Here is a 23230-nt window from a genome sequence, read left to right as displayed (position 1 = left end):
AGCACGTTTTTGAAGAGGGACGTTGTATACATTGTTACTGGGATGGCAGCACAACCACTTATATTGAAGACTTAAAGAAAAACTCATAAATATTCAGATATAAAAAAAGCCCAACATCCTGTTGGGCTTTTTCGTATTTGGGTACTAGATATGACTCCTGTCGTATCTCACGATCCTGATGCATGAACCTATTATTGTTGTTTTATGTTCCGGAACATCCTGTTCCTGTATGAGTTCATAATAGGAAAAAAGCAGGGCATCGCCAATCCGCAAAAACCTTAAAAGTTTGTAGGATAAAACGTACAAGCTACTATTCATTTTGAGGTAAAGGCCAAAGAATATCTTTGTTTTGCTTGAATTTTTTGTACCAATATTGGCTTATAAACGCTTTGTCATCTCTATCGAACTGATAAACGAATATATCTAAAGCTTCATTTAGGTCGAGGTCATAGCGAAACTTGGCAGTAGCTAAATGATCTTGTATTTCATATAACTGATTAAATATAGGTAAAGATTCTTCATAAGCTAACAATTGAATTTTTTGAAGAAGTTCTTTTATTTGAAGCTCATACGCATCTAAAACTCTTGCCAGATCAATCCTTACATCTCTATATGTGATAAGTCTTTGCTCAAATTCATCCCATGTGTAGTTCATTCTAATAAATGTTCAAAAGTTGAATGTAAGCACAGCATAACTGGATTGGTTATAAAATTAATCTGATTTTTCAAAATGCTAGATCGGCAAATCAAACAACTTAGGCCTCTGTGCCACAACAGACTTTAATTTTTTGCGCTGATTTAAAGTACAACACCATTGCGACACAGAGATAAAGAGCTAAGCCAAAGCTTAGCCCAGACTACTTTTGTCACACCGCTGCATGGTGCTTAAAAAAGTAGGGGCAAAGTCCCGTGGGAGAACAGGACTTTGCAAACTGACATGTTCTAGGCGCTTCATCATTTTCGGGGAATAAGCTTTTTCAAGTTGCTGGTAAATACAGTCACAACTGGCCTCGCTATGCCCACCCGACAGGCAAATTTTTTCAAACTCCTGTTGGGCATGAAGGCTACAACCTGCCACACCTAAGCTACCGACTATGAAACTTAAAGCCAAAAAGGGTTTATAAATTTTCATATTATTCTCATGAGTATTTATATCTATAACTAAAATAAAAAATATAATTTCTTGGGAAGTTAAAATAATTTTTTAAATAAAAGTTAATCCTCCTATAAATACAGGAAAATAAAATAATTAAAATTTTAAAATAAAGTTAGTTTATAAATTTAAAAAAATAAGGCGTAAAAACCCAAATTTTAAATCAATAAAATAGTTAAAAAACAGAGAAAACGAGATTAAAAAATGTCATGGCCAACTCCTTAAAAAATGGAGTTCTACCACCAGATTACCGCGAATTAATTAGGGTGGTAGAACGAAAGGGGGTTAGCAGACTGGCCTCGTAGAACCAGCACGCGCGGGGCGTCCCCCTCCCGTCCTACCGCAAAGAAAAGGGGACGCAAGGGTCTAACGACTTATAGATTGTACTATAAACCGCTACGAGGTTACGGTCTGCTAAAACCGTCTGGCAATGTAGGCCAGCAACGAGATAATAATCGGTGATTTTAAATACGTCAATTTAATATTTAAAATATTTTTGATTTAATAATAAAACTAAATATGTTTTTAAAATAACAGAATTATTATTAACTTTTTATTTATATTTGATGAGAAAAAATAATAAATATAGAAATATTTTGCCAGTTCCAAAAAAGAACTTGATTGTTAAGATCTATTTTTGTCGTTTTTATAGAGATAAGAATGGAACGAGTTGTCATCACAGGTATGGGAATTAATTCTTGTATTGGAAATACATTAGAAACAGTAACCGAGTCCTTAAAAGCAGGCCGCTCAGGCATTCGCTATAACGATGTCTATGCAAAACTAAACTTTCGGAGTCATGTGAGCGCCACTGCCGAAATGAATTTTGAAAATATCAATCCAGAACTAAAAAAACACATGGGCGTTTGCGCGATGTACGCCTACAACTCGGCACTCGATGCGTTACAACATGCCGAGCTTGATGTAAATGACATTGCCAACAACTCAAAATATGGCGTGATTGGGGGAACAGGCGGTACCTCAACAGCGTCTATCATCGACATGCTGCACACCTTAAAAGAAAAAGGCGCAAGCGAGGTATCGCCCGATTTAGCACCACGCTACCTCACCAGTACCATTAGCTCTAACTTATCGCGTGCCTTTAACTTAAAAGGCGTATCTCAATCGATCGCAAGTGCCTGTGCGACTTCAGCCGATGCAATTGGTTATGCTTATCACCTTATTGCCGCTGGTAAACAAGACCTCATGCTGGCGGGTGGTGGCGAAGAAGACCATTGGTCGCAAACGGCAATATTCGATGCAATGGGCGCATTATGCTCTAAATACAACGACGCACCAGAAACCGCTTCACGCCCATATTCTGTCGATAACGATGGTTTTGTGATCGCTGGCGGCGGTGGCATGGTGGTTTTAGAGTCTTTAAGCCATGCCCAAAAACGCGGAGCAAAAATTTTGGCAGAAGTGGTTGGCTACGCTGCCAATAGTGACGGTGTCGATATGGTGGCCCCGAGCGGTGAAGGCGCGACACGTTGCATTAAACTGGCACTCGCAGAAGCCAAGCAAAACGGCTGTGAAACCATCGACTATATCAACACGCATGGTACTTCAACGCCGGCAGGCGACATTCCCGAACTATTGGCCATAGAGCGAGCTTTTGGTGGCGAAAAAGTCCCGCCACTCAGTTCGACCAAGTCGATGACTGGGCATAGTTTGGGGGCAGCAGGCGTACACGAAGCGATTTATTCTATTTTAATGCTGCAAAATAACTTTATTGCGCCGAGTATTAATATTACCGAACTACGCGAAGAAGCTAAAAAGTTCGATATTGTTCAAACGAGCCGAGAAACCGAACTCAAAACAGTCATGAGTAATAGCTTTGGTTTTGGTGGGGTAAATACCTGTCTGGTTTTTAGAAAATGGGAAGGGTAATTTAAACTCGAAATATATATGGGCGTGAGAAAAAGAATAAATTTAAAAAGTTAAGAAAAGCGTAATGGATTACGCTTTTTCTCTCATCAGAAATAGTTTAAGCAGCTTGAATGGCTTCTCCACAAAGAGAAACAGTTTCTTGTTTATGTTGGTGTAGGTACCAGAACTGATCTGCAACTGTTTCAGGATGTACCGCGTAGGTTTTATCCTTCGCTTCTGGGGTTCCATCTACAAAACCATTTACAATCACTTGGCTCACATAAACATTTGAGTCAGCAAGACTATGAGCAAGCAAGTTGGTGGCTTTGTATTGAGCGGCAGCGGTGGTTGCTAACGATGAATATTCTTTGGCAACCAAGTCGATACCCACTGCATCGAAAGCAAAAATTCCGTTTGTCGATAAAATGCTACCGTGGTTCTTCTCTAAATCACCTAAGCAAGCTTGTACCGTCGCAATATAGCTCGAAACACGAATATGAAAGCTTTTAGTAAGCTCTAGTGGAGGGGTTTTTAAGATATTGCTTTCAATATCATGGAAAGCATTCCAATGAATATTTTTAATCTCTCCTAATTGATCTTTAATGCGTTTAATTAGGTTTGGTATATCTTCAAGAACCGCTAAATCACATGTAAAAGCATAAGCTTCAATACCTTGTGCCTTAAGTTCTAAGATGGCTTTTTCAAGTTTTTCAGCATTACGCGCCACTAAACCGATTTTATAGCCTTCCTTACCAAACTTATGTGCCACGGCTTTGGAAATACCTGTTCCATAACCAAAAATTATAATATTGTTGTTCATTATAAAGTTCCAAAAAACCAATTATTTGGTTAGAAATAATTTATAATATGTTTTTATAATGTATTCAAGCGAAAAAATTAAATCTAAAAATAATGCAGAAAGAACAAGACAAAAATATGAAAAACCTAGGGTAGTGATTTCTGAATTGAAGAACCGTTTGCTATAGAAATAATTTTTTAGTTTGACTTCTCTATCTTCCTATCATAGATTAATTGGAACGATCGTTCCTGTTAAGTATGTTTTATGCGAACCAAAGAATTTGAAACCGATGAAATTGCTGATGCTGCAATGCAGGTTTTTTGGCGTCGTGGTTATGCTGCAACTTCAGTTCAAGACTTGGTTGATGGTACAGGCTTATCTAGAAGTAGCCTTTACAGTACCTTTCAAAACAAACAGGGGCTTTATCAAAAAGCGTTACAGCGCTATGAAATTTTAACCACACTTAACAATGTGAAGTTGTTGGCTGGTTCAGGTTCACCCAAAGCACTGATTCGGCAATTACTGATAAATGTGGTTGAAGATGAGCTGAATGATTCAGAACACAAAGGCTGTCTTGTTGCAAATGCTTGTTTGGAACTGGCTGGACATGATGAAGATGTCTCTCAATTCGTTGCAAGTAACCTACAGAAACTTCAACATGCTTTAGAGAGTTTATTAATTAAAGCTCAACAATCTGGTGAAATCGCTTCTACCCAAAATCCGCGTGCGCTAGCAAGTTTCTTTCTAAACACTATGCAAGGTTTACGTGTTTTAGGGAAAGGCAGCCCACTTGAACAAAGAAAGCAATATTTAATGGATGTGGTTGACGTTGCTTTAAACGTTTTATAAAACTCATTTAAACCTTAACTATGGTTGAGCTGAATAGTTAAGGTTTTTATTTAACTTAAATTGGAATGATCATTCCAAAATAATGATTTTAGTTCACATGGAGAACAAATGTCTTCCTATCCTAACCTGATAAAACAAGCTTATAGCAAGAAAGAGCAGAGTAAGTACGCTGTAAAAGAATTTGAGAGTAAATCTTTATGAATACTAAGAGTAATGAAACATCTCATCAGGTAACTGATGAATTCTCTACTCAATTACCAATTTGGAAACTGTTGGCTTTTACAGTTGCAGGCTTTCTGACCATTATGACAGAAACCATGCCAGCAGGGCTTTTGCCCCAAATCAGTCAAGGCTTACATATTTCAGAAGCTTATGCAGGACAGCTTATAGCAGTGTATGCCTTAGGTTCTGTTTTAGCGGCAATACCGCTAATTAGTCTTACTCGTAGTTGGAATCGGAGACCCTTATTACTCAATGCTATTGCAGGGTTACTTTTATTTAACGCGATTACTGCCTTATCAAATGACTACATGCTGACGTTGATTGCTCGTTTTATTGCAGGGATGGCAGCGGGTGTTATTTGGGGGCTTTTAGCAGGTTATGTAAGACGTATGGTCTCTGCATCGTATCAGGGACGAGCTTTAGCAATTGCTGGGGTTGGGCAACCGATTGCTTTATCAATTGGGGTTCCTTTGGGTGCATGGTTGGGAACGTTGTTTGAATGGCGTGGTGTGTTTTGGATCATGTCTTTACTGGCATTGATTTTATTTGTCTGGATTCGGTTTAGCATTCCTGATTTTGCAGGGCAGTCAGCACAGAAAAGGTTACCCATTTTAAAAGTTCTTTTAATACCGGGCATTAGAGCTGTTTTAGCAGTCGTCTTCCTTTGGATATTGGCACATAGCATTCTCTATACTTATATTTCATCATTTCTGGCCTCGACAGGGCACACATACAAAGTTGAGAATATCCTGTTTATATTCGGCATTTCTTCAATTGTCGGCATTCTCATTACAGGCATGTTTATCGATCGTTCATTAAGAAAAATAACGCTTTTAAGCTTATTTATCTTTGCTATCGCAACAGTGCTCTTGGGTGTTTATAGCTCTTCAAGTTTTGTCGTACTGGCGGGTGTTGTGTTATGGGGAGTTACTTTTGGTGGGGCTCCAACACTATTACAAACAGCCTTGGCAAATTCTGCGGGTCACGAAGCAGATGTAGCGCAGTCTATGTTGGTCACGGTATTTAACCTTGCTATCGCATTTGGTGGAATGATTGGCGGAGGACTGCTTGAAAGTTTTGGGGCAGCTTCTTTTCCATGGTTTATGCTAGTTTTTGCCTTGATCGCATTATGTACCGTTTACCAAGCCCGTAAACATGGTTTTATCTCTTCATAAAAGACTTTTGTTCTTCATGACTAAAAAATGAAGGGTAATTTACTTTTTATAGTCTGGTGCTAATTGCTCAAAATAGTTGATGATTTGGTAAAATAAACCGAAAAACAGAAGTAAAGTGGAATTTAAATATAACTAATTATAGGTAAATGGGAATAAATTCTTTTAAAGTTGTCTAATGGCGTAAAAATTCCCAAAAATATTAAAAATTCGCTTTTCTTAGAAAAACAATCCCGCAGGGTGCTGGCTAAACTATATCTCAAGGGTGTGATAGGGATCGAAAAGAGTAGCATGCACCAAAACGTATAACGTTAGTGTGTACTCACCCAAAAGGTCTCGATTCGGCTTAGGACGCTATAGATCAAAAGTTTATAGGCACAAGGTTATAACTTACAAAGTTATGATTGTTGAAGTAAACCATAGATGTTTTCCCTTGACACCCTAAAAAATTCTCTATAATAAAAAAAGATACTTTACAAGAATATAATCTATGAATAAGCCTTATCTTTCTGCTTTACCTAGCGACAGTCAAATCTCATCTCAATTAAACAATGCTTACTTTCACGACTCGTGGAGTATTGTGCTGGGTCGGCCAGACCTGAATGTATTTGGGCAACTTATTAAACTGTTCCATCACACTCCAGAGTGGGTAGAGTGGAGCATGAATGTGCGTAATAAAATTACTTCAAAGATTGGGCTTAAAGACTTAGGAAGTTTCAAACAAATAGATACGAATAAAAAAGAAAATGAGTATGTCGCAGGCGATCGAATTGGAATTTTCACCTTACGGCAACGTACCGAAAATGAATTAGTGATTGGAGATGATGACAAGCATTTAAATGTGACTTTATCTATTTATAAGAATGAAAAGACTCAAGTACTGACGGTAACCACAGTGGTGCATATTAAAAATTGGCTGGGAAGACTCTACATGATGCCGGTGATTCCTGCACATCGAAAAATAGTGCCAGCAACTTTACAAATATTGGGTTAAAGCATTATTTTTATTTACGATGTTGTCGCCTGAAATCATTTATATAATATGCTTATTATTATAATTGCGAGCTGAATAAGATGGAGAATAAAAACCAGTGTCGCCAATGCGCCGTATGCGGAAAGAATTTCCCGTTAAAAGATCTGGTTTCGGGTGAAGTCATTCGAAATGTGATTAGCGATGAAATTATCCAAGATCATCCAGATTGGAATTACTCAAGCTTTATTTGTCGAGCCGATCTGGCAGATTATCGAATTAAATACGTGCAATCATTATTACGTTCCGAAAAGGGCGAACTCTCTAATTTAGAAAATGAAGTGATTGGCAGTATGCAACGCCATGAATTAATTAGCCGAAATACCGAATCTGATTTTGATCAAAAGTGGACGTTTGGAGAAAAGTTAGCAGATAAGATTGCATCATTTGGCGGAAGTTGGTCTTTCCTTATTTGTTTTGCGATCTTTTTAACAGGTTGGATAGTATTAAATACAGTCGTGATGGTGGTACGTCCTGTCGACCCTTATCCTTTTATTTTACTGAATTTAGTGCTGTCATGTTTAGCCGCAATTCAGGCACCTATTATTATGATGAGTCAAAATCGTCAAGAAGCCAAAGATCGGCTGCGCTCCCAACATGACTATCAAATTAATTTAAAAGCGGAACTTGAGATACGCCATTTGCATGAAAAAATGGACCATCTTTTATCGCATCAGTGGGAAAGGCTTGCGCATATTCAAGAAATTCAGCTCGATCTTTTAGCGGAAATGAATAAAAAGCGATAAAGATTTTTCGAGTTTCACGTGGAACATGATGATAGCTTATAGATTGTTTTTGCGGTAGGTCTGAAATTTCTTTATGATTTGCCGTCATGCTCCATTGCTGTTTCTAAGACCATGCCTTTAAACGACAACTTTGTTTACGCTCCACCACAAGATCCGCTTTCCATTTTATTTGAAGATGACGATTTGATTGTGGTTGATAAACCTGCGGGTTTGTTGTCGGTCATGGGCCGGTTACCTGAGCATCATGACAGTGCTTATTTAAGGGTACTGGAAAAGTTCCCTTTGGCTAAAGTGACGCATCGTTTAGATATGGCAACCTCGGGTTTACTTATGTTTGCCAAGCACCGTGATGCAGAAGTCGCGGTAAGTAAAATGTTTCAGGCCAGAACAGTCAAAAAACATTATATTGCGTTGGTGCAAGGCCAAGTCGAACAAGAGGGTAGTGTTGAAGTTCCACTCATTACCGACTGGGAAAATCGCCCAAGACAAATTGTACATTTTGAATTGGGTAAACATGCTAAAACCTTGTTTCAACCGCTCGTTTATGATGAAAAAACAGATCAAACGCGAGTGTTACTTGAACCAGTCACAGGACGTTCACATCAGCTACGTGTGCACATGATGCACATTGGACATCCAATTATGGGCGACAAGCTGTATCACCCTGAACCTAAACGTTTTCATTTAAGCCGTATGGCCTTACATGCTGCGTATTTGGCTTTTCAACATCCATTGAAAGGAACCGATGTAGTGATTGAATCGCAAGTGCCTTTTTAAAAAATTAAAATTTGATGCAATTCGCAACTGAATACATATCCAAACTGCAATAAAAGTCGGTTATTCTTGATGTCGAATAATACAAATTAGAGCAACAACAAGGACAATCTAATGAATCGCGACTACGAACAATTTCCCGATGACGATAACGGCAATGTACTTTGGCAAATGGTTGAAGATGGGGATGACTTAACAGAGCTACATGAAATTGAATTTTCAATTGCTTTTCATGATCAAAAAAATGCAGAGCAATGTGCACTTTATTTACTTTACCAAGAACAAAAAGTTTCTCTTTTCCAAGATGACTCTGTTGAGCCGAATGAATGGGTAATTACCATCTTTGTTAATATGGAACCTGAGTATTCAGATATTGTTGACTTGGAACAATGGTTTGCCAGCATCGCTGAAAAATTTCAGGGTGAATATGATGGTTGGGGCTGCATGGCCTATGTCTTCGAAGAAGAGAGTGAGGAAGATGACCTGTTACAGTAAGGACTAAAAATAGTAGGAGATAATCATGAGCTTATCTCAGAAACAAATTGCGGTACGGTTTCTAGAACTTGCCGCAGCAGGCGAAGTCGATGAAGCCTATAGCAATTACACTGCGCCTAACTTCAAGCATCACAATCCTTATTATGCGGGTGATGCGACTTCTTTGAAGGAAGGGATGCGTGAAAGCGCGGCTGAAAATCCCAATAAAGTCTTTAATGTTCAACATGTCATTGAAGATGGGACTTTGGTCGCCGTGCATTCGAAACTTGAAATGCAAATGAACGGCAAATCTACCATTTTGGCTGTGGTTCATATTTGCCGTTTTGAAAATGGAAAAATTGCTGAGCTTTGGGATATTGGACAAATACAGCCCGAACAGCTTGTAAATGAAAATGGCATGTTCTAATAAAAAAGCCCGAAAATAATTCGGGCTTTTTTATTTTATAGATAAATTAAAACTTCCACTGTGCCGAAATTGAAGCATTCAATGGTTCACCCGGCTGAACCCATAAATCGCTATAGCTTGAGACATAGTAGGTTTTATCAAATAGGTTGTTTACGTTCAGTTGATAGCGTAAGCGGTCAGATGGAGCATAGTAAGCATTTAGGTTTACGAGGGTATAGCTTGGTAAATTAAAGCCATTATCAAGGTTATGTCCGCTACGCTCGCCTACATAGGTAAGGTTGGCACCTACACCTGCTTTTGTTGAGCCTTCTTGTAGAAACTCATAATTGGTACTTACAGCACCTTGGTGTTTTGGAACATTACTTAGACGTGCACCTTTTGCCAAGTCTTGGTCTTTTTCAATTTGAGCATCAGTATAACTGTAGTTGGCATTGACGAACCAGCGGTCAGTGATTTGGCTATTTAAGTCAAACTCAATTCCTTTACTGCTCACTTCGCCTGCTGCGGTTTGAAAGTTACTGTCGATTGGGTCGGTTGTGAGTACATTTCGCTTTTTCATTTTAAACAGGGCGAGACTCAGCACACTTTGGTCATTCACTTTATATTTGGTGCCGACCTCATAACTTTCACCTTTTTCAGGAGCAAAAGTCTGGCCATTGCGGTTCATACCACTATTCATGGCAAATGAGCGACCATAGTTGGTATAAAACGCCCATTGGTCAGAGGCTTTAAAATTTATTCCGAAACGCGGACTATTCTGGTGAAGCGTCTGGTTGCTTTCAGTCTGACTCAGGTGATTTTTAAAGTCTTGTTCGACCTGATCAAAACGGTTGCCAAATAGCACACTCCACTGATCATTAAAGAAGATCTGATCTTGTACATTAAGCGCAAAGTAACGCTGCTGTTCCTTTGTATTGGTAAATGGTGCTAGGTTTGGTAAATATTTGCCATATTCAGGTTGGTAAATATCAATTGTGTTTGGTGAGCTTGTGCTGTGATTACGACGAAGCTGGTTTTGTTTGTAGTCGAGTTGACCAAGTTCGGTTGAAAGTAAAATTTCATGGCGAGCCCAAGACGTATCAAGCTTGCCAAGTAACTCTGTCTGAGCCAGCACATCTTCGCTTGTATAATCACGATAGCGACGTTGACGCTCTAAAGTACGTCCATCGGCTTGTATACGACGAGGTTCGGTTGCAAAGCCGACCATTTTAGCGTCTTTATAGCTAACCGCACTATTTAGCTTCCAGTCAGGGTTAAATTCGTGACTCAGACGTAATTGGTAAAAGTAATCTTTTATTTTCAAATCACCATCGTCAGGTTCACCTGTAAAGGTTTTCGGGTCCATCACAAACTCATGATTGACAGTGCTTACACCACGGTCAAAGGTTCCTTTATGCTCTGTAAATTCACTGTCAAAGTCGAGTTGCGTTTGGTCTGAAATTTTCCATGTGAGCTGTGGTGAAAAGAACCAGCGTTCACTGCTGACATGATCACGAAAGCTTTGATTATCTTCATGAGCCACTGCTACACGATAGGCCAGTTCATCGTTTATAGGCGCCGTGTGTTCCAGACTAATTCGATATTGTTCTTGGGTATTGGCACGTAGGTTAACTTCACTTTCGCTTTCCCACTGTGGTTTTTTACTGTTGAGATTAAGCAAACCACCTGTTTCACCGCGTCCATATAGCGCAGCCATTGGCCCTTTTAAAAACTCTAAAGATTCAATATTTACGACATCTTTGGGAGCACTAATACCTCGGTTGACACTCAAGCCGTTACGGATCATGGATGCACCTAAATTGGGGTCGGTACTAAAACCACGGAAAGAGTAGTTATCCCAAAAGCCGCCACCAAAACTGTTTTGATGAAAAACCCCACTCACCAAGCTTAATGCGTCATCAATCCGTTGAACGTCTTGTTGTTCCATCATTTGTTTTGAAACATAAGCACGGTTAAAAGGGACATCTAAAACATCGTGAGAAAATTTAGTCGCCGAGCTATTTTGGCTCACACCTTCTTGGGTACTTTCAGCCTGAACGCGTATGGTCTCAAGTACCGTTGACGTTTCTTCTGCCCAAGTGAATGTCGATATAAATGATAGACCCAACGAAGACAACAATCCTAATTTGTGTTGCATAAATAATCAGCCATAAAAGACAAAAGAACTATAATGTAATAGTATAACGTTACATTATTTTATTGATTACTGCTATGTCTTTAGAAAAAAATATTGAACGTTTACAGTCGATTGATGCATTGCGTGGTTTGGTTATCCTCATTATGTTGCTCGACCATGTAAGAGAAACTTTCTATTTACATAAACAGGTTACCGATCCAATGGACGTAACAGTAACAGAACCAGCATTATTTGGCAGTCGTTTATTGGCCCATATTTGTGCTCCGGTTTTTGTACTTTTAACCGGTATTTCTGCATTTTTATTTCAATCAAAAAAACAGGACTTACAACAAACACGTGTTTTTTTATTAAAGCGCGGCTTATTTTTAATTGTATTAGAGCTTACCCTTGTGAACTTTGCATGGACAGCAACTTTTCCACCCGAAGTCATTTATTTACAGGTGATTTGGGCTATTGGTATTAGCATGGTGGTGCTAGCTTGTTGTGTAAGTTTGCCTTTGCCAGTCCTTGCTGGTGTAGCGTTAGTCATTATTTTTGGGCACAACTTATTAGATTCTGTGCACTTCTCACAAGGCATTCTACAAAATATATGGTTCGTTTTACACGAACGTGGCTGGCTTGAGTTTGCGGGCATTAAGCTTCGCACAAGCTATCCGGTTTTACCTTGGATTGGTGTGATTTTATTGGGCTACGTATTAGGCCAGTTGTTTAGTTCAAAATATACAGCAAAGCAAAGAGGCCGCGCTTTACTTAGTTTAGGTTTAGCAAGTATCGGGTTATTTGTTTTACTGCGTTTTATTAATGTTTATGGTGACCATCCGTGGCAGCATTTTGAGTCATTACAACTAAGCCTCATGAGCTTTTTTAACCTCACCAAGTATCCGCCGTCTTTACTGTTTATTTTGCTAAATGTTGGGATCGGACTAATTGTACTGACTGCTTTTGAACGTATGCAGCAATACTCATTTCTAAAACCATTGGTCGTGTTCGGCTCGGTGCCGATGTTCTTTTATTTACTGCATTTATATGTGCTGAAACTGATGTATGTATTTGCGCTAAGTATGTGGGGAGCTAACTATGGGAGCTATTTGTCGGTCGGCCATGTATGGATGCTGTGGCTAATCAAGATTGTACTGTCTTTTGCACTCTATCCAGCGGTTAAGTGGTTCTCGAAATTCAAACATCAAAACAAGCATATTTCGATTTTAAAATATTTTTAATTTCCAAAAGGTGAGTAAAGCGAGTTCAAGAATGCTCGCTTTACTTACTTACATCTAAGTATAGGGTTTCTTTCACTTCTTCCATGACCACATAACTATGTGAAGATGCCGAAGCAGGAAGTTTCTTTAATAGATCTCCCAATAAACGGCGGTATGCACTCATTTCTTTTAAACGCGCTTTTACAAGGTAGTCAAATTCGCCTGAAATTAGGTGGCATTCAAGCACTTCAGGAATCTCAACTAAGTCTCTGGCCACCTGATCAAATACGTCACCAGATTTGGCAGATAACTTAATTTCTAAAAAGACCAGCAGATTGCGGTCTACGTAGGCGGGGTTTAGGCGGGCGTAATAACCCATAATAATGCCATCGCGTTCAAGGCGTTTTACACGCTCTGAACAGGGGGTGGTAGAGAGGTTGACTCTCGATGCCAATTCACTAATCGCAATTCGTCCTTCACGCTGCAAAATATCCAGAATCATGCGATCTATACGATCTAACGGGCGCATAGATATTTCCTCTTTTTTTAAAATTCTCGCGAGAAAAACATAAAATTACCTAGATTATAGCCTGAAAAACAGTGAAATAAACTATTGAAGCAGAAATATACTAGTGAAATAAACTGGTGTGCGTGAGGGAATGGAAATGCGCGTAATTGTACTAGGTAGCGGCGTTATTGGAGTGGCAAGTGCCTATTATCTGGCTCGACAAGGAGCCGAGGTTACTGTTCTCGATCGCCAGTCAGGTCCTGCTGAAGAAACAAGTTTTGGTAATGCAGGCCAAATTTCGCCTGGGTATTCGACCCCTTGGGCAGCACCAGGAATTCCTTTTAAAGCTGTGAAATGGATGTTCCAACACCATGCACCGCTTGCGATTAATTTAGATGGCAGCATGTGGCAATTACAGTGGATGGCGCAAATGCTGAAAAACTGTAATCCGCAAAGTTATGCCGTGAACAAAGAACGTATGATGCGTGTGGCTGAATACAGCCGTGACTGTTTACGTGAACTCAGAAAAGATACGGGTATTCACTACGAAAACCGCGCTAAAGGTACTTTGCAGCTATTTCGTAAAGAAGCACAAATGGAAGCGGTTCAACGCGACATTAGCGTGCTTGAAGAGTGCGGCGTAAGCTACGAGTTATTAAATGGCAACGAGCTTGGTCGTGTAGAACCAGCTTTAGCAAATGCACAAGATAAACTCGTGGGTGGTTTACACTTACCAAATGATGAAACAGGCGACTGCTATTTATTTACCAATGCTTTAGCTCAAATTGCCAAAGAGTTGGGTGTTAACTTCCAGTTTAATCAGAACGTAGAAAAATTGATTGTTGAAGGCGACCAAATTAAGGGCGTTCAAGTTAATGGTAAAGTTTTAACAGCAGATCGTTATGTCTTAGCGTTTGGTAGCTATTCACGTGATTTCTTGAAACCACTTGATCTACAGTTGCCTGTATATCCTGTGAAAGGTTACTCGTTGACGATTCCTATTGTTGACCCAGCTTTTGCTCCGCAATCTACAGTGCTTGATGAAACCTATAAAATCGCGATTACTCGTTTTGACCAACGTATTCGTGTAGGTGGAATGGCAGAGTTAAGCGGTTTCAATTTGGGTCTAAACGAAGACCGCCGTGCAACCTTGCAAATGGTGACTCAAGACTTGTTCCCGGGCGGCGATATGGCACAGGCGTCTTTCTGGACAGGTTTACGTCCAATGACACCAGACAGTACCCCAATTATTGGTGCGACTCGCTTTAAAAATCTGTTCTTGAATACAGGTCATGGCACCTTAGGTTGGACCATGGCGTGTGGTTCAGGAAAATTAATCAGTGACATCGTATTGAATCATAAGACTGATATCAGTACCGATGGTCTTTCAATCCAGCGTTATTCACACGCACATGCGGCTTAACGGACGTTAGGAAAGTAAATCATGCCTCGTCCTATTACCGCAGTGATCCACCGTCAAGCTTTACAAAATAACTTGGCGGTGGTGCGCAAGGCTATGCCAAACAGTAAGATCTTTGCTGTTGTAAAAGCCAATGCTTACGGACACGGAATTGAACGTGTTTATGAAGCATTTAAAGCAGCAGATGGCTTTGCCTTACTTGATCTTGATGAAGCAAAACGAATTCGTGCTCTAGGTTGGACAGGTCCAATTTTATTGCTCGAAGGAGTTTTCTCTCCTCAAGATTTATTTGAATGTGTGCAGTATCAACTCAGTTTCACCGTTCATAGTGAAGCGCAAATCGAGTGGGTAGAAAAGCATCCTTATCCAGCTCAATTTGATATTTTCTTGAAAATGAACAGTGGTATGAACCGTCTTGGTTTTAAACCACAACACTATGTTCAAGCTTGGGAACGTTTAAATAACTTGGCAAATGTGTCCAAGATTACGCACATGATGCATTTTTCAGATGCAGATGGCGAGCGTTTCGGTCAGCAAGGTATTGATTATCAAATTACTGCCTTTGAAGAAATTGTGAAGGATTTACCAGGTGAAAGATCGGTAAGTAATAGTGCGGCAATTTTGCGCTATCAAGACCAGCTCAAATCAGATTATGCCCGCAGTGGCATCATGCTCTATGGCAGCTCGCCAGATTACCCAACGCATAGTATTGCAGATTGGGGCTTACAGCCGACTATGAGCTTACGCAGTGAAATTATTTCCGTTCAGCATTTAGAACCGAATGAAAGCGTAGGTTATGGCTCAAACTTTGTCGCAGAGCAACCCATGACGATTGGGATTGTGGCTTGCGGCTATGCCGATGGTTATCAACGTATTTCGCCAACAGGTACTCCGGTTTTAGTGGACTCAGTACGCACGCGTACAGTTGGCCGCGTCAGTATGGATATGTTGGCAGTTGATTTAACGGGTATTGATAGTGCCAAAGTCGGTAGTGAAGTGGTGCTCTGGGGGCAATCAAGTACAGGCGTTGTTCTACCTATAGACGATGTTGCAGTTTCATCCGGTACGGTGGGTTATGAACTGATGTGTGCTGTCACCGCCCGTGTTCAATTTATTAATCAGGTATAAGGAAATCCGAATGTCTAATTCAGATATACAAAAGATCAACACCAACGAAGTCATGAGCGCCGTGACTGTTTTTAACAAAGTGGTTTATCTGTCAGGTCAGGTGCCTAAAAATACCGAGCAAGACGTGGCAGGCCAAACTCGTGAAATTCTTGCCACGATTGATGAACTTTTGGCATTAGCCAATACCGATAAATCTCGCTTGCTTTCTGCGCAGCTCTATTTGAAAAATCTTTCTGACTTTTCAACCGTAAATGCAATTTGGGTTGACTGGTTAAAAGGGTGTGTTGCTCCATCGCGTGCCACAATTCAGGCCGATTTGGTCAATCCGGATTGGCTCATTGAAATTGCCGTGACGGCAGCACAAAAGTAATTCGTTTTTACTCCAAAAATGATGATGTATCTAACAGAAGGAAGATAGATACGGTTTATCCAGTCATTTTTTGGTGAACAGATTCAGTGACCTATGGCATACGGTTCAATTTTCGCCATAGGTTGCTGATCTTAACAAAGGAATTCAAAAAGGAATTTTAATATGACAACGGCTCGTCATTCAGATACGGAAAATTCTCCCGATCATCTGCAACGAAAACTGTCTAACCGTCATTTACAACTGATTGCAATTGGCGGTGCAATTGGAACTGGCCTATTTATGGGCTCAGGTAAAACCATCTCCCTCGCAGGTCCTTCAATTCTCTTTATTTATATGATTATTGGAGGAATGTTCTTTTTCTTAATGCGTGCAATGGGTGAACTACTCCTTGCAAATCTGCATTATAAATCTTTTGTTGATATGGCTCATGACCTGATTGGTCCTTGGGCCGGTTACTATTTGGGTTGGACCTATTGGTTAGGCTGGGTGCTGGTGGGTATTGCGGACCTTTCAGCAGTCATTAACTATTTGAGTTTCTGGTTACCTGATGGTGCAAGTTTCTCTCCAATACAGCAGGCCATGATTAGTGCAGGCTGTGTATTGTTTGTGATGGGTCTTAACCTCCTAACAGTACGTCTATTTGGTGAAATTGAGTTTTGGTTTGCCCTTATTAAGATTCTGGCAATTATTGGCCTGATCGGGGTAGGTGGCTACATGATTTTCAGCCATTTCCAAGCTCCGCAAGGCGCTGTTGCCAGCATTAGTAATGTCTGGTCACATGGCGGTTTATTCCCGAAAGGTACAGAAGGCTTCTTGGCAGGATTCCAGATTGCCGTTTTTGCTTTTGTCGGGGTTGAGTTGGTTGGTACGACAGCTGCTGAAACCAAAGACCCGCAGAAGAACTTACCAAAAGCAATTAACGCGATTCCGGTACGTATTATCCTCTTCTACGTGCTAGCACTATTTATTGTGATGTCAGTAACCCCATGGGACCACATTCGTGCAGACAAAAGTCCGTTTGTTGAGTTGTTCTTAAATGCCGGTATTCCTGTTTCAGCCATCATCATGAACTTGGTGGTACTTTCTTCGGTGATGTCTTCAATGAACAGCGGCGTGTTTTCAACCAGCCGTATGTTGTTTGGTTTATCAAAAGACGGTCAGGCACCTGGTGCATTTGGTCGTTTATCAAAACGCGCAGTTCCTTCAAATGGTTTGATTTTCTCTTGTACCTTTATCATGGGCGGAGCGGTGCTTCAGTACTTTGTTCCAAACACCATGGAGGCATTTACTTTAGCAAGTTCACTTTGTGTGATTCTATTCATTAGTGTTTGGAGTCTCATCATGGTGTGCTATTTACGCTACCGTAAATTACGTCCTGAATTACATGAAAAATCAACATTCAAAATGCCAGGTGGCGTTTGGATGAGTTATGTTGTTTTGGCATTCATGCTTTTCACTTTAGTTATTTTGGCATTAGAGCCAGATACATTGAAAGCTTTATATGTCAGTCCAGTATGGCTGGTTATTTTAGGTGTTACCTATCATGTGTTGTATAAACCACGCATGAAAAAACTAGGACGTGAACTCGTCAACGATCATTAAGTTTTATTAAAAAGCCAATCAATCATGATTGGCTTTTTTTATTTTTATTAGATTTTTTATCGGAATAATATTGTTTATTTTTGGATCAATAGAGCAGTTTGGAGGGTGTTGGCAAAGTACTTTTAGGATGATCACATGCTAAACTCCGGCTAATCTGGTGAATCGAGATTGGATAATTAAAATTGCCGTGAAGGCAGTACATAAATAATGCAACTTAAAAAATAGGGACAAAAGATAGATCAATTAAGGAAAAAATATACTTGAACATCTTGTCCTGAGGTATAGACTCAGCAACCCACGATATACGGTTCGTTTTCTCCCTATAGGTTGCTGATTTAAATTAAGCAAAATATAAAAAGGACTTCTAATATGACAATGGTTCATCATTCAGATGAGGCAGGCTCCCCTGATCATTTACAACGGAAATTAAGTAATCGCCACTTACAGCTCATTGCAATTGGCGGCGCAATTGGTACCGGTCTATTTATGGGCTCGGGCAAAACCATCTCTCTCGCAGGTCCTTCAATTCTTGTAATCTACATGTTAATTGGTGGAATGTTCTTCTTCCTTATGCGCGCATTGGGTGAATTACTACTTGCTAATTTACATTACAAGTCATTTGTCGACATGGCGTATGACTTGATTGGTCCGTGGGCTGGCTACTATATAGGTTGGACCTATTGGTTAGGCTGGGTATTGGTCGGTATTGCCGATCTTTCTGCGGTTATTAACTATTTAAGTTTCTGGTTACCCGAAGGCGCCAGTTTTTCACCCATGCAACAAGCGATGATTAGTGCGGGCTGTGTACTATTCGTCTTAAGCCTTAACCTTCTTACAGTGAAGTTGTTTGGTGAGGTTGAGTTCTGGTTTGCGCTTATTAAGATTTTAGCCATTATCGGTTTGATTGGTGTGGGCGGCTACATGATTTTAACCCACTTCCAAGCTCCTCATGGTGACGTGGTAAGCATCAGTAACGTCTGGTCACATGGTGGTATATTTCCAAAAGGTGTGAGCGGGTTTTTGGCAGGTTTCCAGATCGCCGTATTTGCCTTTATTGGTGTTGAGCTGATTGGTACAACTGCTGCTGAAACGAAAGATCCAGAAAAGAACCTACCAAAAGCAATTAACGCGATTCCGGTACGTATTATCCTGTTTTATGTGTTAGCACTTTTTGTGGTGATGTCTGTAACACCTTGGGATCATATTCGTGCCGATAAAAGCCCATTTGTTGAGTTGTTCTTAAATGCAGGTATTCCTATTTCTGCAATTATTATGAACTTGGTTGTTCTGTCGTCGGTCATGTCTTCAATGAACAGTGGCGTGTTTTCAACAAGCCGTATGTTGTTCGGCTTATCAAAAGATGGTCAAGCGCCGGGTATATTAGGACGTTTATCAAAACGTGCCGTACCTTCAAATGGTTTAATCTTCTCATGTATTTTCATTATGGGTGGGGCAGTGCTTCAGTACTTTGTTCCAAACACAATGGAAGCATTTACTCTGGCAAGTTCACTCTGTGTAATCTTGTTCATTAGTGTGTGGATTTTGATCATGGCGTGCTATTTACGTTATCGTAAAACTCGTCCTGAACTTCACGCTGCATCAACCTTTAAAATGCCGGGCGGCGTGTTAATGGCGTATGCGGTTATAGCCTTTTTCTTGTTTACTTTAGTGATTTTGGCGTTAGAGCCAGATACATTAAAAGCGCTCTACGTCAGTCCAGTATGGGTGGTGGTTTTAGGGGTGACTTACTATGCATTCTATAAGCCGCGCATGAAAAAATTAGGCCGAGAAATCTTTTAATTATCCTTTCTCGATTTACCAAAAAGCCAATCATCATTGATTGGCTTTTTTATTAAAAGATTAATCGACTAGCAAATGTTGATATTTATCAGCTTGTTTACGCAAATAGTCCCAGACCAGTTTAATGCGAGGTTCATGCTGTAAATCGACGAAGGTCAGCATCCAGAAGGTATGGGTAAAACGAACTTGTTGCTCTAATACCTCTTCGAGCTCAGGTTTGTCATCTGCTAAAAACTTCGGCAAAATTGCAAGCCCTGCGCCTGCACTGACCGCAATTTGTTGGGCCAAAATGCTGCTACTGCGAAAGTTAGCATTCAGCTTTAAAGGTAAACGTTCTAGACAATACAGCTCTGGGCTATACACTAGATCATCAATATAATTTACAAAGCGATGCTGGGTTAAATCTTCTAAACCACGAATTGGTGGATTTTGTGCTAGATAGCTCTGGCTGCCATAAATTTTTAAACAATAATCAGACAAGCGCGTAATTATATAAGGCCCTGAGGTTGGGCGTTCAATGGATACCACAATATCTGCTTCACGGTGCGAGAGCTTAATCATTTTTGGCACGGGTATTAGATCGATGGTAAGCAGTGGATACTGAATAGAGAACTCAGCCAGTAAGCGGGCTAAAAATGCAGTTCCAAAGCCCTCAGGTGTGCCAATTCGCACACGTCCTTGTAAAGGTTGATGCGGTTTTTCAATTTGTAAGAAAGCTTGTTCCATTTGCTCAACTCGAGGGACAAGTGCCATCCCTTCGAGAGTTAACTCATAGCCCGTTGCTTCACGCTTAAATAGCGTCGTACCTAAAGCAAGTTCTAGAGCCTGAATCCGTCTAGCTACCGTACTGTGCTCGACACCAATAATACGTGCAGCATTGGTTAGAGTTTTAGTGCGTGCTAAAACCAGAAAAAACTGTAGATGATCCCAATCCACTTTCATTTTTGTTATTGTCCCTGTGCATATTTGCACAACAATCGTGCATGAATTTGCGTTGGTGGTCAAAGATTTCTTTGTTAGTCTCAAATAAAACCTGAATAAAGAAAATACGTAGAAAAGTATTTTCTAATAACTGAACACAATAAAAATATGACCTACGGAGAGGTTATGAACACAATCCAGAAAATCGAATTGGACACCGCTAAATTACTTATTAACGGACAGTTTATCGAATCTAAAACCCAAGAATGGCAAGACATTATTAACCCTGCAACTCAGGAAGTGATTGGCCGCGTGCCTTTTGCAACGGTTGAAGAAGTCGACGCTGCTATTCAAGCTGCACAAGATGCTTTTACTTCTTGGCGCCAAACCCCAATTCAGGCACGTATGCGCATCATGCTCAAGCTACAAGACTTGATTCGTGCCAACATGAAAGAAATTGCACAAGTATTGACGGCTGAACAAGGTAAAACCTTGGCAGATGCTGAAGGCGATATTCAACGTGGTCTAGAAGTGGTTGAACATGCCTGTTCAGTTGGTACTTTACAAATGGGCGAGTACGTCGAAGGTGTAGCACGTGGTGTAGATACATATACCTTGCAACAACCTTTGGGTGTTTGTGCGGGTATTACGCCGTTTAATTTTCCTGCCATGATTCCACTTTGGATGTTCCCAATGGCAATCGTGTGCGGCAATACCTTCGTTTTAAAACCATCAGAACAAGATCCTTTATCAACCATGATGCTGGTTGAACTTGCAATTCAAGCAGGTATTCCAGCAGGTGTCTTAAACGTTGTGCATGGCGGTAAAGAAGTAGTTGATCGTTTGTGTACTCATAAAGATATTAAAGCGATTTCGTTTGTAGGATCAACTGCAGTCGGCACACATGTTTATAACCTTGCAGGTCAACATGGCAAACGCGTGCAGTCGATGATGGGCGCAAAAAACCATGTGGTTGTGATGCCAGATGCCAATAAAGAACAAACCCTAAATGCCTTAGTGGGCGCAGCGTTTGGTGCTGCTGGGCAACGTTGTATGGCATTGTCTGTTGCAGTAATGGTTGGCGACAGTAAACAATGGATTCAAGAGTTAGTCGAAAAAGCCAAAACTCTAAAAGTAAATGCAGGTCATGAACCAAATACTGACATTGGCCCAGTCATTTCAAAACGTGCCAAAGCGCGTGTAATTGACTTGATTAATAGCGGTGTTGAGCAAGGGGCAGAACTTCTACTCGATGGTCGCAATGTTCAAGTACAAGGTTATGAGTCAGGTAACTTTGTGGGTGCTACGATTTTTAGTGGCGTAAATACCGATATGCGTATTTATAAAGAAGAAATCTTTGGTCCAGTACTTTCAATTATTTGTGTTGATACACTCGATGAAGCAATAGCTCTTATCAATGCCAATCCATTTGGTAACGGTGTAGGCCTATTCACACAAAGTGGTGCTATTGCACGTACTTTCCAAAACTTGATTGATATCGGCCAAGTTGGTATCAACATTCCAATTCCTGTACCTGTGCCGTTCTTTAGTTTTACCGGTTCAAGAGGCTCAAAACTTGGCGATTTGGGACCATACGGCAAACAGGCTGTCCAGTTCTATACTCAAACCAAAACCATTACGAGTCGCTGGTTTGAAGATAGCCATGAAGTTGGCGGTGTAAATACAACTATTAGTTTACGTTAAGGGGATCACGGATGAATATCGCCTTTATCGGTCTAGGGAATATGGGCGGCAGAATGGCCCAAAACCTACTAAAAGCCGGAATCAAAGTTTATGGTTATGACCTCAGTGAAGTCGCGATCCAGCACTTCGCCGAGGCAGGTGGCATAGTCTGCGACAGCCCCCAGAATGCAGCTAAACAAGCAGATGTGGTCATTACCATGTTGCCTGCGGCGAAGCATGTTAAAGAGGTTTACTTGGGTGAAAATGGTGTCTTGGAAGTGCTAAAAGCAGGTAGCTTATGCATTGATAGCAGCACTATTGACCCGCAAACTATTAAAGACATTGCTGCTGTTGCACAGAGTAAAAATATTAAAATTTGTGATGCACCAGTTTCTGGTGGAACCATTGGTGCTCAAGCAGGAACCTTAACCTTTATGGTGGGTGCCGATGAACAAACCTTTAACGAAGTAAAACCTGTGCTCAGCCATATGGGCAAAAATATTGTTCATTGTGGTGATGTGGGTGCAGGACAAATTGCCAAAATTTGCAATAACCTGATTTTAGGCATTTCAATGGCTGCGGTGGCCGAAGGCATGGCACTCGGTGTGAAGCTAGGCATCGACCCACAAGCATTGGCAGGGGTAATTAACACCTCAAGTGGTCGTTGTTGGAGTTCGGATGTATGTAACCCATGGCCACACATTAATGAAAATGCGCCCGCATCTCGAGGTTACCAAGACGGTTTTGCAACTCAGCTAATGCTAAAAGATTTAGGACTCGCTGTAGAAGCCGCAGGCCAAGTCAAACAGCCTGTTGTATTAGGTGGTATGGTGCAACAGCTTTATCAGCAAATGTGCATGCGTGGTAATGCCAATCTCGATTTTTCGAGCATTATTCAGCAGTACCTGCCACAAGAGGCATAACGGTAAAGCCAAAGGATGGCTTTA

The 23230-nt window shown here is 40.6% G+C and carries 22 protein-coding genes; 16 read left to right on the top strand and 6 right to left on the bottom strand.

The window, feature by feature from the left end:
- Positions 1-310 precede the first annotated feature (310 nt).
- Positions 311-655 carry a hypothetical protein gene (locus tag F984_RS17825; RefSeq protein WP_004711142.1) on the bottom strand — a complete coding sequence of 115 codons (345 nt, stop codon included), beginning with the start codon at positions 653-655 and terminating at the stop codon, positions 311-313.
- A 192-nt stretch (positions 656-847) separates the two neighbouring features.
- Complete coding sequence (locus F984_RS17820) at positions 848-1132, bottom strand: hypothetical protein (RefSeq protein WP_004711139.1); 285 nt, start codon at positions 1130-1132, stop codon at positions 848-850.
- Positions 1133-1813: 681 nt separating this feature from the next.
- Here F984_RS17820 and F984_RS17815 point away from each other — a divergent pair.
- Positions 1814-3043 carry a beta-ketoacyl synthase N-terminal-like domain-containing protein gene (locus tag F984_RS17815; RefSeq protein ID WP_004711136.1) on the top strand — a complete coding sequence of 410 codons (1230 nt, stop codon included), beginning with the start codon at positions 1814-1816 and terminating at the stop codon, positions 3041-3043.
- A 97-nt stretch (positions 3044-3140) separates the two neighbouring features.
- On the opposite strand, the gene F984_RS17810 is transcribed toward F984_RS17815, so the two are convergent.
- The gene (locus F984_RS17810) at positions 3141-3842 is read right to left on the bottom strand and encodes an SDR family NAD(P)-dependent oxidoreductase (protein ID WP_004711133.1); all 702 of its coding nucleotides are present in this window, start codon (positions 3840-3842) and stop codon (positions 3141-3143) included.
- A gap of 243 nt (positions 3843-4085) precedes the next feature.
- Between F984_RS17810 and F984_RS17805 the strand changes: the two genes are divergently transcribed.
- From F984_RS17805 to F984_RS17775, 7 genes are all read left to right on the top strand, one after another.
- Entirely contained in the window at positions 4086-4670 is a 585-nt protein-coding gene (locus F984_RS17805) for a TetR/AcrR family transcriptional regulator (RefSeq protein ID WP_004711132.1), read from the top strand.
- 197 nt (positions 4671-4867) lie between these two features.
- Complete coding sequence (locus F984_RS17800) at positions 4868-6067, top strand: MFS transporter (protein WP_004711130.1); 1200 nt, start codon at positions 4868-4870, stop codon at positions 6065-6067.
- Positions 6068-6554: 487 nt separating this feature from the next.
- The gene (locus tag F984_RS17795) at positions 6555-7058 is read left to right on the top strand and encodes a DUF2867 domain-containing protein (protein ID WP_004711127.1); all 504 of its coding nucleotides are present in this window, start codon (positions 6555-6557) and stop codon (positions 7056-7058) included.
- An 80-nt stretch (positions 7059-7138) separates the two neighbouring features.
- Positions 7139-7840 (top strand): DUF1003 domain-containing protein, encoded by a 702-nt coding sequence (locus tag F984_RS17790; RefSeq protein WP_004711125.1) that lies wholly within the window; start codon positions 7139-7141, stop codon positions 7838-7840.
- A gap of 111 nt (positions 7841-7951) precedes the next feature.
- Complete coding sequence (locus F984_RS17785) at positions 7952-8617, top strand: RluA family pseudouridine synthase (RefSeq protein ID WP_004711124.1); 666 nt, start codon at positions 7952-7954, stop codon at positions 8615-8617.
- Between the two features lie 111 nt (positions 8618-8728).
- Positions 8729-9109: a ribonuclease E inhibitor RraB gene (locus tag F984_RS17780; RefSeq protein WP_002050544.1), complete on the top strand. Its 381-nt coding sequence runs from the start codon at positions 8729-8731 to the stop codon at positions 9107-9109.
- A 25-nt stretch (positions 9110-9134) separates the two neighbouring features.
- A complete protein-coding gene (locus F984_RS17775) occupies positions 9135-9515 on the top strand; it encodes a nuclear transport factor 2 family protein (RefSeq protein ID WP_004711122.1) in 381 nt (126 codons plus the stop codon).
- Between the two features lie 46 nt (positions 9516-9561).
- On the opposite strand, the gene F984_RS17770 is transcribed toward F984_RS17775, so the two are convergent.
- Entirely contained in the window at positions 9562-11652 is a 2091-nt protein-coding gene (locus F984_RS17770) for a TonB-dependent receptor (RefSeq protein ID WP_004711120.1), read from the bottom strand.
- A gap of 74 nt (positions 11653-11726) precedes the next feature.
- Between F984_RS17770 and F984_RS17765 the strand changes: the two genes are divergently transcribed.
- Positions 11727-12872 (top strand): acetyltransferase domain-containing protein, encoded by a 1146-nt coding sequence (locus F984_RS17765; RefSeq protein WP_004711118.1) that lies wholly within the window; start codon positions 11727-11729, stop codon positions 12870-12872.
- 40 nt (positions 12873-12912) lie between these two features.
- Here the strand turns inward: F984_RS17765 and F984_RS17760 are convergent, their stop codons facing one another.
- Positions 12913-13380, bottom strand: coding sequence for an Lrp/AsnC ligand binding domain-containing protein (locus tag F984_RS17760; RefSeq protein WP_001247568.1), 468 nt, complete (start codon positions 13378-13380; stop codon positions 12913-12915).
- A gap of 136 nt (positions 13381-13516) precedes the next feature.
- Here F984_RS17760 and F984_RS17755 point away from each other — a divergent pair, with 136 nt between their 5' ends.
- The 5 genes from F984_RS17755 (at position 13517) to F984_RS17735 (ending at position 19679) form a co-directional block, all read left to right on the top strand.
- Complete coding sequence (locus tag F984_RS17755) at positions 13517-14782, top strand: D-amino acid dehydrogenase (RefSeq protein ID WP_001263980.1); 1266 nt, start codon at positions 13517-13519, stop codon at positions 14780-14782.
- Positions 14783-14803: 21 nt separating this feature from the next.
- On the top strand, positions 14804-15907 hold the full coding sequence (gene alr, locus F984_RS17750; protein WP_004711116.1) for an alanine racemase: 1104 nt from the start codon (positions 14804-14806) through the stop codon (positions 15905-15907).
- Between the two features lie 10 nt (positions 15908-15917).
- Entirely contained in the window at positions 15918-16277 is a 360-nt protein-coding gene (locus F984_RS17745) for a RidA family protein (RefSeq protein ID WP_000071347.1), read from the top strand.
- A 162-nt stretch (positions 16278-16439) separates the two neighbouring features.
- Entirely contained in the window at positions 16440-17879 is a 1440-nt protein-coding gene (locus F984_RS17740; RefSeq protein ID WP_004711115.1) for an amino acid permease, read from the top strand.
- A gap of 369 nt (positions 17880-18248) precedes the next feature.
- Complete coding sequence (locus F984_RS17735) at positions 18249-19679, top strand: amino acid permease (RefSeq protein WP_004711113.1); 1431 nt, start codon at positions 18249-18251, stop codon at positions 19677-19679.
- 60 nt (positions 19680-19739) lie between these two features.
- On the opposite strand, the gene F984_RS17730 is transcribed toward F984_RS17735, so the two are convergent.
- Entirely contained in the window at positions 19740-20621 is an 882-nt protein-coding gene (locus F984_RS17730; RefSeq protein WP_002050510.1) for a LysR family transcriptional regulator, read from the bottom strand.
- Positions 20622-20786: 165 nt separating this feature from the next.
- Between F984_RS17730 and F984_RS17725 the strand changes: the two genes are divergently transcribed.
- Both F984_RS17725 and mmsB read left to right on the top strand, forming a co-directional pair.
- Positions 20787-22304 (top strand): CoA-acylating methylmalonate-semialdehyde dehydrogenase, encoded by a 1518-nt coding sequence (locus tag F984_RS17725; RefSeq protein ID WP_004711111.1) that lies wholly within the window; start codon positions 20787-20789, stop codon positions 22302-22304.
- Between the two features lie 11 nt (positions 22305-22315).
- Positions 22316-23206, top strand: a complete 891-nt coding sequence (mmsB, locus tag F984_RS17720; protein WP_004711109.1) for a 3-hydroxyisobutyrate dehydrogenase — start codon at positions 22316-22318, stop codon at positions 23204-23206.
- The last annotated feature ends 24 nt before the right edge of the window (positions 23207-23230 follow it).

Source organism: Acinetobacter nosocomialis NIPH 2119 (assembly GCF_000368085.1).
GTDB classification, from domain to species: Bacteria; Pseudomonadota; Gammaproteobacteria; order Pseudomonadales; family Moraxellaceae; genus Acinetobacter; species Acinetobacter nosocomialis.
This window is presented reverse-complemented; position numbering and strand designations above follow the sequence as displayed.

Coding starts and splice junctions, on each gene's coding strand:
- F984_RS17770 (WP_004711120.1), bottom strand. CDS start 11,652: ATGCAACACAAATTAGGATTGTTGTCTTCGTTGGGTCTATCATTTATA.
- F984_RS17760 (WP_001247568.1), bottom strand. CDS start 13,380: ATGCGCCCGTTAGATCGTATAGATCGCATGATTCTGGATATTTTGCAG.
- F984_RS17800 (WP_004711130.1), top strand. CDS start 4,868: ATGAATACTAAGAGTAATGAAACATCTCATCAGGTAACTGATGAATTC.
- F984_RS17765 (WP_004711118.1), top strand. CDS start 11,727: ATGTCTTTAGAAAAAAATATTGAACGTTTACAGTCGATTGATGCATTG.
- mmsB (WP_004711109.1), top strand. CDS start 22,316: ATGAATATCGCCTTTATCGGTCTAGGGAATATGGGCGGCAGAATGGCC.
- F984_RS17810 (WP_004711133.1), bottom strand. CDS start 3,842: ATGAACAACAATATTATAATTTTTGGTTATGGAACAGGTATTTCCAAA.
- F984_RS17805 (WP_004711132.1), top strand. CDS start 4,086: ATGCGAACCAAAGAATTTGAAACCGATGAAATTGCTGATGCTGCAATG.
- F984_RS17795 (WP_004711127.1), top strand. CDS start 6,555: ATGAATAAGCCTTATCTTTCTGCTTTACCTAGCGACAGTCAAATCTCA.
- alr (WP_004711116.1), top strand. CDS start 14,804: ATGCCTCGTCCTATTACCGCAGTGATCCACCGTCAAGCTTTACAAAAT.
- F984_RS17820 (WP_004711139.1), bottom strand. CDS start 1,132: ATGAAAATTTATAAACCCTTTTTGGCTTTAAGTTTCATAGTCGGTAGC.
- F984_RS17745 (WP_000071347.1), top strand. CDS start 15,918: ATGTCTAATTCAGATATACAAAAGATCAACACCAACGAAGTCATGAGC.
- F984_RS17735 (WP_004711113.1), top strand. CDS start 18,249: ATGACAATGGTTCATCATTCAGATGAGGCAGGCTCCCCTGATCATTTA.
- F984_RS17725 (WP_004711111.1), top strand. CDS start 20,787: ATGAACACAATCCAGAAAATCGAATTGGACACCGCTAAATTACTTATT.
- F984_RS17780 (WP_002050544.1), top strand. CDS start 8,729: ATGAATCGCGACTACGAACAATTTCCCGATGACGATAACGGCAATGTA.
- F984_RS17755 (WP_001263980.1), top strand. CDS start 13,517: ATGCGCGTAATTGTACTAGGTAGCGGCGTTATTGGAGTGGCAAGTGCC.
- F984_RS17825 (WP_004711142.1), bottom strand. CDS start 655: ATGAACTACACATGGGATGAATTTGAGCAAAGACTTATCACATATAGA.
- F984_RS17775 (WP_004711122.1), top strand. CDS start 9,135: ATGAGCTTATCTCAGAAACAAATTGCGGTACGGTTTCTAGAACTTGCC.
- F984_RS17730 (WP_002050510.1), bottom strand. CDS start 20,621: ATGAAAGTGGATTGGGATCATCTACAGTTTTTTCTGGTTTTAGCACGC.
- F984_RS17740 (WP_004711115.1), top strand. CDS start 16,440: ATGACAACGGCTCGTCATTCAGATACGGAAAATTCTCCCGATCATCTG.
- F984_RS17785 (WP_004711124.1), top strand. CDS start 7,952: ATGCCTTTAAACGACAACTTTGTTTACGCTCCACCACAAGATCCGCTT.
- F984_RS17815 (WP_004711136.1), top strand. CDS start 1,814: ATGGAACGAGTTGTCATCACAGGTATGGGAATTAATTCTTGTATTGGA.
- F984_RS17790 (WP_004711125.1), top strand. CDS start 7,139: ATGGAGAATAAAAACCAGTGTCGCCAATGCGCCGTATGCGGAAAGAAT.